Origin of the sequence: Terasakiella sp. (assembly GCF_048267425.1) — a bacterium.
Taxonomy (GTDB): Bacteria; Pseudomonadota; Alphaproteobacteria; order Rhodospirillales; family Terasakiellaceae; genus Terasakiella.
Map to the genome: position 1 here is coordinate 96,602 of NZ_JBLWXN010000009.1, position 14,675 is coordinate 111,276.

The 14,675-nt window shown below is 50.6% G+C and carries 14 protein-coding genes; 1 reads left to right on the forward strand and 13 read right to left on the reverse strand.

Features of this window, described 5'->3' with window-relative positions:
- Positions 1-156 precede the first annotated feature (156 nt).
- Positions 157-432: a hypothetical protein gene (locus ACN0VA_RS14070; protein ID WP_188662186.1), complete on the forward strand. Its 276-nt coding sequence runs from the start codon at positions 157-159 to the stop codon at positions 430-432.
- A 59-nt stretch (positions 433-491) separates the two neighbouring features.
- Here ACN0VA_RS14070 and ACN0VA_RS14075 read toward each other — a convergent pair whose 3' ends face one another.
- The 13 genes from ACN0VA_RS14075 to ACN0VA_RS14135 form a co-directional block, all read right to left on the reverse strand.
- Entirely contained in the window at positions 492-1,202 is a 711-nt protein-coding gene (locus ACN0VA_RS14075) for an SDR family NAD(P)-dependent oxidoreductase (protein WP_417821769.1), read from the reverse strand.
- A 3-nt stretch (positions 1,203-1,205) separates the two neighbouring features.
- Positions 1,206-2,672, reverse strand: coding sequence for an amidophosphoribosyltransferase (purF, locus tag ACN0VA_RS14080; RefSeq protein WP_417821844.1), 1,467 nt, complete (start codon positions 2,670-2,672; stop codon positions 1,206-1,208).
- Positions 2,673-2,712: 40 nt separating this feature from the next.
- Positions 2,713-3,390: a CvpA family protein gene (locus ACN0VA_RS14085; protein ID WP_417821770.1), complete on the reverse strand. Its 678-nt coding sequence runs from the start codon at positions 3,388-3,390 to the stop codon at positions 2,713-2,715.
- Positions 3,391-3,417: 27 nt separating this feature from the next.
- Positions 3,418-4,803 carry a DNA repair protein RadA gene (gene radA, locus ACN0VA_RS14090; protein WP_417821772.1) on the reverse strand — a complete coding sequence of 462 codons (1,386 nt, stop codon included), beginning with the start codon at positions 4,801-4,803 and terminating at the stop codon, positions 3,418-3,420.
- Positions 4,804-4,876: 73 nt separating this feature from the next.
- Positions 4,877-5,590 (reverse strand): substrate-binding periplasmic protein, encoded by a 714-nt coding sequence (locus ACN0VA_RS14095; RefSeq protein WP_417821773.1) that lies wholly within the window; start codon positions 5,588-5,590, stop codon positions 4,877-4,879.
- A gap of 204 nt (positions 5,591-5,794) precedes the next feature.
- Complete coding sequence (locus ACN0VA_RS14100; RefSeq protein WP_417821774.1) at positions 5,795-6,391, reverse strand: hypothetical protein; 597 nt, start codon at positions 6,389-6,391, stop codon at positions 5,795-5,797.
- A gap of 6 nt (positions 6,392-6,397) precedes the next feature.
- Complete coding sequence (locus ACN0VA_RS14105; protein ID WP_417821775.1) at positions 6,398-7,171, reverse strand: ABC transporter ATP-binding protein; 774 nt, start codon at positions 7,169-7,171, stop codon at positions 6,398-6,400.
- Positions 7,168-7,941, reverse strand: coding sequence for an MlaE family ABC transporter permease (locus ACN0VA_RS14110; protein WP_188662172.1), 774 nt, complete (start codon positions 7,939-7,941; stop codon positions 7,168-7,170). Before ACN0VA_RS14110 ends, ACN0VA_RS14105 begins: the two co-directional genes overlap by 4 nt.
- 14 nt (positions 7,942-7,955) lie before the next feature.
- Positions 7,956-8,999: an alanine racemase gene (gene alr / locus ACN0VA_RS14115; protein ID WP_417821776.1), complete on the reverse strand. Its 1,044-nt coding sequence runs from the start codon at positions 8,997-8,999 to the stop codon at positions 7,956-7,958.
- Positions 9,000-9,017: 18 nt separating this feature from the next.
- The gene (locus tag ACN0VA_RS14120; RefSeq protein WP_417821777.1) at positions 9,018-10,682 is read right to left on the reverse strand and encodes a replicative DNA helicase; all 1,665 of its coding nucleotides are present in this window, start codon (positions 10,680-10,682) and stop codon (positions 9,018-9,020) included.
- A gap of 90 nt (positions 10,683-10,772) precedes the next feature.
- Positions 10,773-12,260: a multicopper oxidase family protein gene (locus ACN0VA_RS14125; RefSeq protein ID WP_417821778.1), complete on the reverse strand. Its 1,488-nt coding sequence runs from the start codon at positions 12,258-12,260 to the stop codon at positions 10,773-10,775.
- Between the two features lie 13 nt (positions 12,261-12,273).
- Complete coding sequence (locus ACN0VA_RS14130; protein WP_417821779.1) at positions 12,274-14,013, reverse strand: GMC oxidoreductase; 1,740 nt, start codon at positions 14,011-14,013, stop codon at positions 12,274-12,276.
- The gene (locus tag ACN0VA_RS14135) at positions 14,014-14,556 is read right to left on the reverse strand and encodes a sugar dehydrogenase complex small subunit (RefSeq protein ID WP_417821780.1); all 543 of its coding nucleotides are present in this window, start codon (positions 14,554-14,556) and stop codon (positions 14,014-14,016) included. It abuts the gene before it with no gap.
- Positions 14,557-14,675 lie beyond the last annotated feature (119 nt).

Genomic DNA, 14,675 nt, shown 5'->3' on the forward strand with positions numbered 1-14,675 from the left:
GCCTTATACGAAGGCCTCTTTTTTTAGGCTTGATTATTGGTGCGCTGCAACATATATTTATGCAGTGCAGCAATGAACGATAGAGTCATCATAAAAGGAAGCTGTCGTACACCAAGGGGAGTTTCGAAATCTGACTGTTTTACAGGAGGGTTAAACATGGCGAAACTCATGTTTACTGACGAAGAACTGGCCTTGTTTCAAGCCCGGTTTGAACAAAATAAAAACTGGTTGCAGTGGGTGCGTGTCACCAATCGCGACGGTTTGGATATCTTAAGCCTAGACATTGGCGGTCAGGACAAGAAAACTGTGCGTATGACCAAAAAAGAAGGTCAGGGCTATCTTGCCAAATGTGTGGATGAATGGGGCCTTGCGGTTGCCAGCGATTTCGAAAGCCTGCTCGACAGCGTGGACGAAGGTAAAAACGCGCATTAAAATAAAAACACCCCGATCATGGATCAGGGTGTCATCGCAATCTTGTAAAATAAAAGCCTTTATGCTTCGTAACGAACCACTTCGCCTTGTTTGTCACAGGTGGGAAGGGCAAGTTCGACGAACAGGTCTGTCAGAACCTCCGGTGATTTCAGGCTGTCCGGGTTTTCACCGGGGTAAGCCTGTGCGCGCATGCGGGTGCGGGTGGCACCGGGATCAATCAGGTTGGCTTTGATATTGGTTTTATTTAATTCCATAGACCAGGTCTGCACCATATTTTCAAGTGCAGCCTTTGAAACGGCGTAAGCCGCCCAATAGGCCCGTGGCGCTTTGGTTGTGCCACTGGACAGGAAGATGGCGCGTCCGGCATCGGATTGTTTCAATAAAGGTTCCATAGAACGAATAAGACGGAAATTCGCCGTCACATTGGTATCCATAACCTCGTTCCACATTTTGACTTTCAAATGGGACATGGGCGTGAGGTCACCTAAAAAGCCAGCATTGCCAACCAGAATGTCGATTTTTCCAAAACGATCATAAAGGGCCTGTCCCATCTGGTCGATTTTATCAAACTCACGCAGGTTCATGGGAACCAATGTCGCTTTTCCACCCAAGGCTTGAATTTCGTCGTCGACTTCTTCCAAGGCGGCAATGGTGCGGGCAATCAAAATGACATGCGCCCCTTCCGCGGCATATCGTAAAGCAACAGCGCGACCAATCCCACGTGAAGCACCAGTGATAACAGCAATACGGCCTTCTAATGCTTTTGCCATTTCTTATTTGCCTTTCTCAGCCAACAGGGGAAGGGAAGGTTGTTTATCGTCGGCAACCTCGTCATCGTGGTCCTGCAGACGGGTCGGGTATTCCCCGGTGAAGCAAGCGTCACAGAACTGTGGGCTGTCATTGTTGCGTTTGGCTTCGCCAACTGCGCGATACATACCGTCGATGGAAATAAAGGCAAGGCTGTCTGCCCCGATGATTTTTGCCATTTCTTCCACGCTATATTGACCAGCCAGCAATTTTTCACGGCGTGGTGTGTCGATACCATAGAAGCAAGGCCATGCGGTCGGCGGGCTGGAAATTCGCATATGAACTTCAGCGGCCCCGGCATGGCGCATCATATCGACAATTTTCTTTGATGTCGTTCCGCGCACGATGGAATCATCGACCAGAACAATACGTTTGCCCTTAACGGAGGCAAGGTTGGCATTGTGTTTCATCCGCACGCCCAGGTGACGGATTTCTTGCGTGGGTTCGATAAAGGTCCGCCCGACATAATGGTTACGGATAATACCCAGCTCAAACGCAACATTGGCTTCTGCGGCATAACCGATGGCTGACGGAACACCGGAATCGGGGACCGGAACGACCATATCCACATCGACGCCGCTTTCACGGGCCAGTTCTGCACCGATGGCTTTACGGACTTCGTAAACGCTGCGGTTTTCAATCAGGGAGTCGGGACGGGCAAAATAGATATATTCAAAGACACAGAAGCGGCCTTTTTGCGGGCCGAACGGTTTGATGGACTGGATACCGTCTTTATTGATGATGACGACTTCGCCCGGTTCCACATCCCGCACAAAATCGGCACCAATAATGTCAAAGGCACAGGATTCAGAGGCGATAATATAGGTATCATCCAATTTCCCGATGGCAAGGGGGCGCACACCATTGGGGTCGCGCACACCGATCATGCTGTCTTTGGTCATCGCTACAAGAGAATAAGCGCCTTCGATTTGGCGCAGCGCGTCAATGATACGATCTTCCACCGTTGCATAAAGGCTGACGGCAACAAGATGTACGATGACTTCGGTGTCCATGTCGGATTGGAAAATACAACCACGGCGCACCAAGGTGCGACGCACGGCCTGCGTGTTGGTCAAATTGCCGTTATGGGCAATCGCAAGGCCGCCAAATTCGAATTCTGCAAACAGGGGTTGGACGTTGCGCAAGACCGTGCCGCCGGTTGTGGCGTAGCGCACATGGCCAATTGCTGTGTTCCCCTTAAGCTGGTCAATCACCGCACTTTCAGAAAAGTTGTCTCCGACCAGTCCCATACCTTTGTGGGAATGGAATTGTTGACCGTCAAAAGAAAAAATACCGCAGGCTTCTTGACCGCGGTGTTGCAGGGCGTGCAGGCCAAGGGCAGCGTGCGCGGCAGCGTCTTTATGGTCGTAAATACCGAAGACGCCGCATTCTTCATGGAGCTTGTCGTCGTCGAAAGGGTTGGTGCTCATCAGGTCGATATCGGTCATGGCTTCTCGATGCTCATCAAAGGCCCTATTGGGCGTTGCGGATAAGACGGTCCAGATTGTTGCGTTCCTGTTGGTCATATCCTTGTGGGTCCGTGGGTGGGGTTGTATCCGATTTCGCGTTCGGGGTCAGTATTTTTTCGAAGGTTTTTTGCAGTTCGATCGCGTTATTGGTTTTATCGCGGGTATCATCTGCTTTTTTCTTAATTTCGTCTGCTGTATCGCTGGGGACTAATCCCTTTAAAAAAGAGGTGCCCTGCTCGATCAAGGGCATGGTTTTCGCATCCCGCATCCAGTTGGGCTGTTTGTCGGCGGGCAGCATCCATTCGATTGCCCCGTAAAGCAGGCAAACGATAATTACACCGCGTAACAATCCAAAAACAAAGCCAAGGCTGCGATCCAATGGGTTTAAGGCGCTGCCCTGAACTTGTTCCGCCACCAGTTTGGTGACAATGGTCAGGACAATCAGGGCAATGATAAAGGTGCCTGCCCCCGCGACAATATCTGCAATAAATTCAGTTTGGATCAGGTCGCGCACATAAGGGCGAACATACGGAAACCCGTAAAGCGCGCCCACGGCAGCACCAACCCAGGAACCAATGGAAAGAACTTCGTGAACAAATCCGCGTGATAGTGCCAATAGTCCAGACAAAAGCAGAATCACAAAGACAACAATGTCCGTGATACTGATGGGCAGGTTTTCCATTCAATAAGGCTCCATTTTCCTTTGGGTCTATTTATCCTTCATCGGGAAGAAAGACAACAGTTCTTGTACGTGTCCGATCTCCCAAACTTCAAGGCCACTATCTTTCAGGCCTTTATCTTTATCTTTTTTATTGCGTTTTTGTCGTTCCGGGATGATGGCGCGCGTGAAGCCCAGTTTTGCAGCCTCTTTCAGGCGCGATTCCATTTGTCCGACGGCGCGGACTTCACCGGATAAACCGATTTCGCCGAAAATAACCGTTTCTTGCGGCACAGCAACCCCGCTGAGAGACGATGCAAGTGCGGCTGCCACGGCCAAATCTGCGGCGGGTTCGGCAATTTTCAACCCACCTGCAATGTTAAGATAGACATCATTGCCGCCCATGCCAAGGCCGCAACGGGTATCAAACACTGCCATGATCATAGCAAGGCGTGAACTATCCCAGCCAACAACGGCGCGCCGCGGTGTGGCAAGGGCAGACGGGGACAGCAGGGCTTGAACCTCAACCAACATGGGGCGGGATCCTTCAATCCCGGCAAAAACGCAGGACCCGGAGACATCGCCTTTACGATCGGACAGGAACAGGGCGGATGGGTTGGGCACTTCTTGCAAGCCGCCCTCGGTCATTTCAAATACGCCGATTTCGTCGGTTGCGCCAAAACGGTTTTTAACACCGCGCAAAATACGGAACTGGTGCCCGCGATCCCCTTCGAAATAAAGGACTGTATCCACCATATGTTCCAGCACACGTGGCCCGGCGATTGTCCCTTCTTTGGTGACATGACCGACGAGGAACAGCACAAATCCTTGTCGTTTGGCATGACGGATCAATTCATTCGCGGATGATCGAACTTGGGAGACCGTTCCCGGTGCGCTGTCCAGCGTATCAATATAAAGGGTTTGAATGGAATCAATCACGACCACATCGGGTTTTTCATCTTCCAGCGTGGTCAGAATGTTGCGCACATTGGTTGCGGAAGCCAGCTTGACTTTGGATTTTTCATGACCAAGACGACGGGCACGCAAGCGAACCTGATCAATGGCTTCCTCACCGGAAATATAGGCTGCATTGTAATCCTTAGACAGTGATGCCATGACTTGCAGCAAAATGGTGGATTTCCCGATCCCCGGATCACCACCGACCAAAATCACGGAACCGGGCACAAGGCCGCCCCCACACACACGGTCAAATTCCCCGATACCCGTGATACGACGCGGCGGTGTTTTTTCTTCTCCATCCAGACTGACAAAATCGATTTTACGCCCTTTGGCGGTGCCCATTCCCTTGGGGATACTTTCCGGGACGGCTTCTTCAGACAGGGTGTTCCATTCATTACAGGACGTGCATTGTCCTTGCCATTTATTGTACGACGCCCCGCAGGACTGACAGACAAAAGATGTTTTAGGTTTTGCCATTTAAGAAGAAAGCCTTATCGCCGAAATTAGAATACTGTTTATGGCATAGCGCAGGTGCGGAGGAAAGAGAGAATTATTTACGTTTAAAGGTTTCAACCAATCGATCAATTTCACCACTTTTGACAAGCTGGTCCATCGCGCTGTTGAGCTGCGGCAAAACTTCAACGAGCGGAGAGAGTTTAGATATGGCAAAATATCCTGCCGTTTGTGATTTATATATCAATGAGGTTTTACGCAAATGCGTGCAATTCTCTTTCTTGGAAAGGATATAATCCATCACCAGTTCTGTACCGATAAAGGCATCAAGTCGTTCAGCACAGACAAGTCGTAGACCGCTAGAGGTTCCGTTCGTCGGAGTTTTTTGTATTCTTTTATCCTGATCGAATTCGGGAAAAATTGTCGCCCCACGTGCAACGCCGATGCGATATCCATAGAGGTCTGAAATATGTTTGATATCGTTCATACGGGCCGGATCGTAATAGATAACTTTATTGGTATGGGATTGATATGGCGGTTCGATAAAAGCAAGGTATTCTTCTCGGTTCTTTTGTTTGAGCAATCCTGTTTTCAGATCAAGCGCCCCCATCTGTAATTCACGCAGGCAGCGTTTCAATGGGCATTTTTTAGGAATAATCGTTAGGTGAATATCGTACTTTTTCTCAAGCTCAACGACCAGCTTGTCGAGAATGAGCTTGTCCAGACCGCCCGTCCAGTTTTTACCTTTGGAGGTTTGCCAAGGTGGAAAATGCGAAAAACCTACACGAACTTCAAAATCTTTTGCACTCACCTGTGAGCTTAATACGAGGCAAATGAATAAAAGTGAAAGCGCTCGTGCCCTCTTTTGAAGGCAACAAATTGCTTTCTTCGTATGTTTGACCATATCTTTTAAGGTCCTAAGTTCTTTTCTGGCGGTATGTTTATCATTTTTGTGTGAAAGTGTACCGTGTCCACAAAACAAGGGCCATCGCAAATTATACTTAAGTATGTTCACTTATCTTGTGAGCGTGCAATAAAGGCTCCCGCGCATATCATTATGATTAAAAGCCTGACGTAGGCCACGGTGGTATTGACGCGTTGTGCCAACGATGTCGGTGCAGGATTTGTTATTACCCATATGCCCGGTTGGTTCTTTGCGACAAAGGCGCAGGGTCATTCCATTATCATCTAGGCCGACCCACAGGGATGTGGTCTTTTGATCGCGGGCAGAGTGTATATCAATGAGCTTGCCTTCACCGCGTACCAAGGTAAAGCCGACAGGTTCGCCATCGCGCCAACCGGGTTTGAAATCAATGACAGACTGTTCCAGAACGCACTGAATGACATCGCCGTACCGGGCATGGCGGTAGTTGTGATCGATGCGATCTTGATAGGCTTGTTCTTCCATAGTCTGACGTAAACGTTCTGCTTCGGCGCGGGCTTCGCGTTCCATGCGCTTTTGTTCATCGATCTCGGCCTGTTGACTACGGGCCTGAAATTGCTGATCGGGACTTAAACGCATCCATTCTTCTTCGCTCATTCCCAAGGGATAGCTGTTTAAGCATCCTGTCAAGAGAAGGAGAACAGAGGAAGCAATCAGGAAGCGACGCATGGGATGTTACTTTCGAACCGCCATTTCAATGGGACCGTCAGCCCGACCATTGATGAATTGCTGAACATAGGGGTTATCGCAATGATCAATGCTGTCTGCCGGGCCTTGCCAGATGATTTTTCCCTGATAAAGCATGGCGATGCGGTCCGCGATTTTGCGTGCACTTGCCATGTCATGTGTGATGGACAAGCCGGTGGATCCCAGCTCGCGCGTGACTTTGACAATCAGGTCGTTGATGACATCCGCCATGATCGGGTCCAGCCCGGTTGTGGGTTCGTCAAAAAAGATAATTTCAGGATCGCCGGCAATGGCACGCGCCAGACCGACCCGTTTTTGCATCCCACCGGACAATTCGCTGGGATAAAGATCGGCAACCTCAGCCGGCATGCCAACTTGGGCGAGTTTTTCAATGGCGAGTTCTTTGCCTTGTTTGCGTGTGATGGTCTTGTCAGCAATGGGACCAAAGGCGACATTTTCCCAAACAGGTAAGGAGTCAAACAATGCCCCGCCCTGAAACAGCATGGAAAATTTATGATTGACCCGTTCGCGCTCACGCGAGCCCAAACCAACAACATTTTCGCCGTCGACTTCAATGGTGCCGCTGTCCGGTTCCATCAGGCCGAGGGTACATTTCAATGTGACGGATTTCCCGGTTCCGGACCCGCCGATAATGACAACGGATTCACCGGGCATCACATCCAGATCAAGGCCGTTTAAAACGGTTTTCGGGCCGAAGGCTTTATGCACATTGCGCAGGCGGATTTTTGGAATATCGCTCATTTGTCAAAAAACATCATGGTGAGAAGATAATTGAAACACAGGATGAGGATGGACGCGGAAACCACCGCATCCGTCGTCGCCTTGCCGACGCCTTGCGCGCCGCCCTTGGAGGTATAACCGTGATAGCAGCCCATCAAGGTAATGATAAAGCCGAAGACCGCCGCTTTCACCAGACCGGAGACCACATCCATATTTTCCATAAATTCCCACGTGGACTGGATGTAGTTGGACGCATTGAAGCCCAATTGATAAACGGCAACGAGATAACCGCCCAACACACCGATGATATCACCGATCAAGACCAAAATCGGTAACATGGTGATGCCTGCCAGAATACGGGGCACAACCAGATATTTGAACGGGTTGGTGGACAATGTGGTCAAGGCATCAACCTGTTCTGTGACACGCATGGTGCCCAGTTCAGCAGCCATTGAGGCGCCGATCCGCCCTGTGACCATCAGACCTGCCAGAACGGGACCAAGTTCGCGGGTGATGGAGAGCACCACCACATTGGCAATCGCGCCTTCAGCAGAAAAACGGGAAAACCCGGTGTAGCTTTGCAAGGCAAGGACCATCCCGGCAAAGACGGTTGTCAGCCCGACGACAGGCAACGAGAAATAGCCGATTTCAATCATCTGGCGCAGAATGGCGCGCGGATAGAATGGCGGGCGGATACAATGGGACAGGGCGGTCAGGGTAAAGAGAACCAGACGACCGACCGAGCCAAAAAATTTCAGAACATAATGCCCGATAGGTTGGAGAAAATTCATTTTTTGTTTTGTTCCTATCCCTTATAGATCCGCTTATAACGACGGCCCAGCGATGTCAAAATTTCGTAGCCGATTGTCCCCGCCCATTTTGCCAAATCATCCGGCGTATTGTTCGGGCCGATAACATCGACGTACTGGCCTTCTTCGCATTTCATCCCACTAACATCAATGCCAATGGCATCCATCGATACTCGACCGATAACTTGTGCGGCCTGTCCTTCCACATAAACGGCGGCATTGGAACTGAGGCTGCGCAAGTAACCATCGGCATAACCCACGGCGATTGTTGCCAGTTTTTGTCCTGCATGCAACTTGTAAGTGGCACCATATCCAACGCTTTGTTGAGTGTCAATCTCATGCACTTGTATGACCTTGCCTTGTAAGTGTACAGGATTTTGCATGGGATTGGTGGTATGGGGTGTCGGGTTGATCCCATAAAGGGAACATCCCGGTCGTCCAAGATCGAAATGGGCCTTTTCTCCAAGGAAAATACCGGCGGAATTACACAGGCTGGCCCGTGTATGTTCAATCTGTTGAACCGCCTGTGTAAATGTTTCGATTTGTTGAATACTTAATGGATGGTCCCGTTCATCGGCACAGGCGAAATGGCTCATCAACACATCGGTATTTAATCCAGATGGAATTTGCCCAATGTCTTGTGGGGCGATTCCCAGACGTGTCATGCCGGTATCGACCTGAATATCGGCGCGGGCACGGTTTTGCCAGTCCTGAATTTGTTCAAGACTGTTTAAAACAGGGACAAGGTTGTGCGTTGTGTAAACATCTGCGCTGCCTTTAAACAGGCCGCCAAGGATATGAATATCGGCGTCCGGCAGGATATGGCGCAATTCGACGCCTTCGTCGGGCAGGGCAACAAAAAAGGTACGTGCACCTGCCTCCCACAAGGCTTTTGAAACCGGCTCAATCCCCAGGCCATAGGCATCGGCCTTGACCACCACAGAACAATTCTTGCCGTTTAATTCATCGCACAAGCGGCGATAGTTGGCTTGAATGATGCTGAGATCAATGCTCAGCAGTCCGCCTGCGGTTTCAAACATCAAAGCCTCATCTTTGGGTTAATAGTCGGGGATATGTTCTTCGTCCAGATCCCCGAATTGGGTGAACTCACCTTTGAAGTAGAGCGGGATATTGGCCAGTGGACCGTGACGTTGTTTTGCGATGACAACTTCGGACCTGTTTTCCATCTCTTCCTTGCGTTGTTCCCACATCTGGTAACGTTCTGAATATTTATCGTCGCCTTCGCTTTCGCGTTTCACAGGTTCGCTTCGATCAAGATAATAAAATTCCCGATAGATGAACATAACCACGTCGGCGTCTTGCTCGATCGAGCCGGATTCACGCAAGTCGGACAGTTGCGGGCGCTTATCTTCACGCTGTTCCACAGCACGCGAAAGCTGGGACAGCGCAATGACGGGCACTTCCAGTTCTTTGGCGAGCATTTTTAGCCCCCGTGTGATTTCCGAAATTTCGTTCACACGGTTGTTTTTGGTTTCCGGGCTACCGGAGACAAGCTGCAAATAGTCAACGATGATACAATCTAGACCATGCTGACGCTTCAAACGACGCGCACGCGTGCGTAGCGCACTGACCGTCAAGCCCGGTGTGTCATCAATATAAAGCGGGGTATCCATCAATTCTTGCGAGGCCGCGACGGTGCGTTCAAATTCCTCGTTCGACATCTCGCCTTTACGCATGGCGCTGGAATTCACCGCGCAAGCTTGCGACAGGATACGACCTGCGAGCTGTTCTGCCGACATCTCAAGGGAATAAAAACCGACAACGCCGCCTTCTTTGCCTTGGGACCGTTTATAGGCATAGGCCGCATTATAGGCGATACAGGTGACCAGCGCGGTTTTCCCCATAGAGGGACGACCCGCAAGGATAAGAAGGTCGGATTTATGTAGACCGCCAAGAGCTTTATCAAGATCGCGCAAGCCCGTCGTGACACCCGCGAGGCCACCGCCGCGTTGGTGGGCGATTTGTGCTTGATGGATGGCTTCAAACAGGGAATCGCGGAAACTTTTAAACCCGCCTTCAACCTCCCCCATAGAGGCAAGATTGAACAACGCTTGTTCAGCGGTCTGGATCTGGTCAACGGCGTTTGTGGTGACATCACCGCTATGGGCCTTATTGACCATTTCTGTGCCCAGATGGATCAATTCGCGCTTGATATACAGATCGTAAATAATACGACCATATTCTGCCGCGTTGATGATGGTTACGGCAGAGGCCGCCAGTTCCACCAGATATTCGTTCCCGCCGATTTCACTGAGTTGCTGATCCCGATCAAAGAAGTTACTCAGTGTGATCGGGTCGGCGATTTGTCCGCGTTCCATCAATGCGATACAGGCGGCAAAGACTTTGGTATGGATGGGGTCGGCGAAATGTTCCGGGCGTAAAAATTCCGAGACTTTATCATAAGCCTTGTTGTTTGCCATCAAGGCACCGAGCAGGGCTTTTTCGGCTTCAAAGTTACAAGGTGGTGTGCGGAAACCTTCGATTTCCAGCACATTTTTCTTACGTGCGGGCAGCCATTCCGTCTGGGTGGCTGGTGGCTGGATTTCAGCCTCCGCCAACTGGATATCGCGATCTATATCCGGGGTGTCAACGGGCGCATCCTGCGGGCCCATTTCATCTGGACCGGCGGCATAGTCGTCGGGATCGGCCAGCGGTGGCTCGTCAGCCCCGCCAAAAGGAATATCGTCGTCGGAATGTGTCATGGTCACGTTATAACATGCTTGTTCACAGAGTGAATATATTTGTTACATGAGTTTGTCATTTCCGACGACGATTTTTTGAGAAAACGGTTTTCAGGTTTCTATAACCTCAACCCCTTGCATCATGCCCATATCTTCATGCATCAGGTTGTGACAATGGAAAACATACTTACCTGTGAAATCCAGAAAACGGGTTCTGAACTTGATGCGTTGGAAAGGCGGGAATTCCATCGTATCCAACCATGTGCCCGGATCAATGCCGCCGCCGGAAACAATCTGAAACGGATTGACATGGATATGGAAGGGGTGGGGGTAGGCAGTATGGTTGTAAACTTCCCATTCTTCCACCGCATTCAGGGGAACTTTCCATGTATCGTCACAGGAAAAAGGCTGGTTATTGATGGTGAATTTGGGATGCTCTCCATAGACAAAATCAAAATCAAGACGGCGCCCGAAAGCAACTTCACTTTCCGGGATCGGGGCCAGTTCCGGCGCGGTGGGCAAGGGGCCTGCGTATAGCGACATATCGGGAACGGCTTCGTCTTCAACAATTACAGTTGCCAGTGTGCCATAGTCGGGGCCACCCACCAGAAAATAGGTGCCGGGATCGAACCCTTTGACCAACACATCGGCCCGGTTACCCGCAACCATATAAAGGCTTTCGATTTCTTTGGTGGCGGGCAGTGGGTTGCCATCACGACACAGCAATGTCATCGGCATTGTTGTGGTATAGCGATAAGTCTGGATAGATAGGTTGAACGGCACCATATGGCTGGCATTGACCAGACGCCAACGTTGTACTTGGCCTTTTTTAATGCGGATAACAGGCTGATATTGCCCGTTGATATAGGCCTTGTCTTCGTTGTTTAAGATGCTGAAACTTTCACATTTGCCGTCTTTGTCAAAACGTTGGGTCTGGATGAAAATGACTTTTTCTTCCGCGGCCTTGATTTCCGGGATATCGTCCAGTTCACCACGTACAATCAGACAACCCGCCATACCGCTGGCAACCTGCATGGCGGTCGAGCCATGAACATGGGCATGATAGAAATAGGTGCCCGGCGGATGGGTCTTGGGAATATGGTATTCGTAATCGAAATGTTCCCCTGATTGTAGGGTGATAAAGATATCGTCGGCAGGTTTTTTGGGGGAGACATGCAGCCCATGCAAGTGCATGTTGGTGACGCTAAATCCGCGTGGTGTGTTGTCGATACTGGGGTCGGGTTTGGTCAGGCATAGGCCGTCATAGGGACTGAAAGGCAGGTCGTTGCGTAGTCTGAGCTTTAACGTATCGCCTGCGCGCACATCCAGTGTATTGCCCAACGGTTTGTTGTTATAGCAGCGTAAGAAAACGTCTTTACCTGCCAGCTTGAAATTCCCCATCCGGGCAATGACTTTGGTATTGAGTTCTCCGTCTTTGGATTGTTCGACTTTGGGCTGGCGCAAGGGTTCACCGGTATAAATCCATCCGGGGGTCGCTGTACACGCCCCCAGCCCCATAGCAGTTGCCCCGGCGCCACCGATTCCTTGCAAGAAACGGCGACGCGGCATGTTCAGGAATGAAGTATGTTTATCGTTCATGGTACCTTGTCCCTTATGCTTGCTGGAATGTTTCGAAAATGTGATCGGCACTGCGTACACTGATGGCCGCAGCCGTCAGGCTGGGGGAAACAGATCCGCTGGTGACGTACGTGCCGGTCCCGACGATAAACAGGTTGTTGTGATCGTGGCTGCGGCAATAGGGATCCACTACCGATGATTTTGGATCATTCCCCATCCGTGTGGTTCCGGCGATCATGGCTGCACCGCTGGCAATGCCGTGTTTGGCAACATAAGCATCAAAGGCTTTGCGGGTGGGTTTGGTCAGGGGATCACCATACATATCGGTTTTGGCCCCCAACGCCCACAGCATATCCCATGCCCGTTTCCATGAAATATAAACGCCTTCGACCGAATATTCGTCGATTTTATAGCTGATTTTTGGACGTGGCAGCCCGGTATCATCGCGTTCATCCCATGCCAATGTCATACGGTTTTCAGGGTCGGGCAAAACTTCGACGGAATTGTCGAAATAGACCTGAGTTGCCGTCGCGTTAAAGACCTGATTGCGCAAAGCGGTTCCGAAGCGGCCTTCTTTAATGGCGCGGTCCGCCTCATTGAGGGGGCCGTTGGTCGGGTCAAACCCGCCATTGATGATGATGGTGGCGATACTGGCGAAATCTTTGCGAAATTCCCCGTTGCGCAATTGCCAAAAAGCCCCTGTTGCATTGACGGGACCGCGATAGGGGTAAACCGGCATCGGGGCATAACCGCCCGCGTTGATGCCGACCATGCTCATTAAATTGCGCCCGACCTGATCGCTGGAATTGGCGACCCCATGCGGGGCATGTTCATTTTTGGACATTAACAGTAGGCGGGGGCTTTCAATGCCGTGGGCCGCAAGGATAAACAGTTTGGCTTTGGCAATACCGTCCACCGGGTTGTTCGGGTCTTCATAATTTCGAAAGCGGATATGATCGACCTGTTGATCTGCGCCGACTTCGATATGACGCACAACGTGATTGGTATAGAGTTTCGCCCCAAGGTTTTGCGCTTTTTCCACATGAACACTGCCATCGTATTTTGCCCCGATGGGACAGACGAAGCGACAGCTTGCATTGCCGCAACATTGCGGGCGACCGTCATAGGGAACGGCGTTGCGACAGTGGGGCATGGGGCCGACGGAATCCCCAAGCTTTTGTGCGGCGACATCGACCTGCTGATCCAGATAGGTTAAGGGCGTATAGGGCAGGGGGTAGGGATGCGGGTTTGGTGCCACCACCGTGTTATTGCCCGATACTCCCCATGCCTGTTCGACACGCGCGTAATAGGGTTCAAGTGTTTCATAGGAAATCGGCCAGTCTTCACCACGTCCATAGGCGGTTTTCAGTTTGAAATCCTGTGGATACATGCGTTCGGCATGACCGGTGAAATGCCAGGATGTTCCGCCGACATTACGTAAATAAAGTGCGCCAAAGGCAACACGTTTCAGCGGATCGGTTTCGCCTTTTCCATCCTGAACATAATAATCGGTTGGGTCTTCTTCCGATGGAATGGGGGCCCAGGGTTCTTTGGGATAAGGGGAGTTCCCGCTTTTAATCGGGCTTTTTTTAAAGCGTTGGACGGCTTCAACCCGGTCGACAACCGGACCTGAATCGATCATGGCAATCTTCAGGTCTTTGTTGTGTATGTCTGCTTTTTTTGCCAGTTCATAAGTCATCAGTCCGCCAAACAGGCCGGCCCCGATGATGATGATATCGGCTTCGATATCCGCTTTGATCATTGTATCGCTCATTTATATGTTCCCCGTCCCGCTATAGGGATGCTGCCAATATCCAAAATGTCCACCGCATGTGACAGGTGGTTTGGTGAAGGTACAGGCTTGCCAGACGAGGGCCTCGTCATAGGTGATGACCTCGAATGTGCCTGCCGAGGACCCGGGTTTGCGTTCAATGCGTCCGGTGTACCAAACACGGGCGAGCAATCGCGCTTTTTCAAGATAACGCGGCCCCATTGATTTCAGTTTTTGATGAAGATGTTTTTCTGTTGTTTTGGCGGGTAGTTTGGCAAGCACGTCAATAAGGCGGTGCCAGTTCTTGATGTCTTGTGGGGTCGCTCCCTGCGTGAGGGCACGATATATATCCTCCCCCAATTGCATGTAAGAACGATCCAGTTCGATCCCGCATAAAAGGGAGGATGCTTTTAAAAAAGGCATCATGTCCGATGCGCGGGCAATGCCGGAAATACCGCTTGTCAGCGCGATAGCAGATGTTCCTGCAATCCCCTGAATAAAACGGCGACGTGATAAATAGGTGAATGAACGGCTGATCAAGGCCATTGGCAATATCCCTCCCTGAGTTTTGTCTTTTATTGATTACTTTAGGTTATTATGGAGAGATTAAAAGAAAGAAGGCAAGTGAAATAATATCAAATATTTATTATATAAATTCTCTTTAC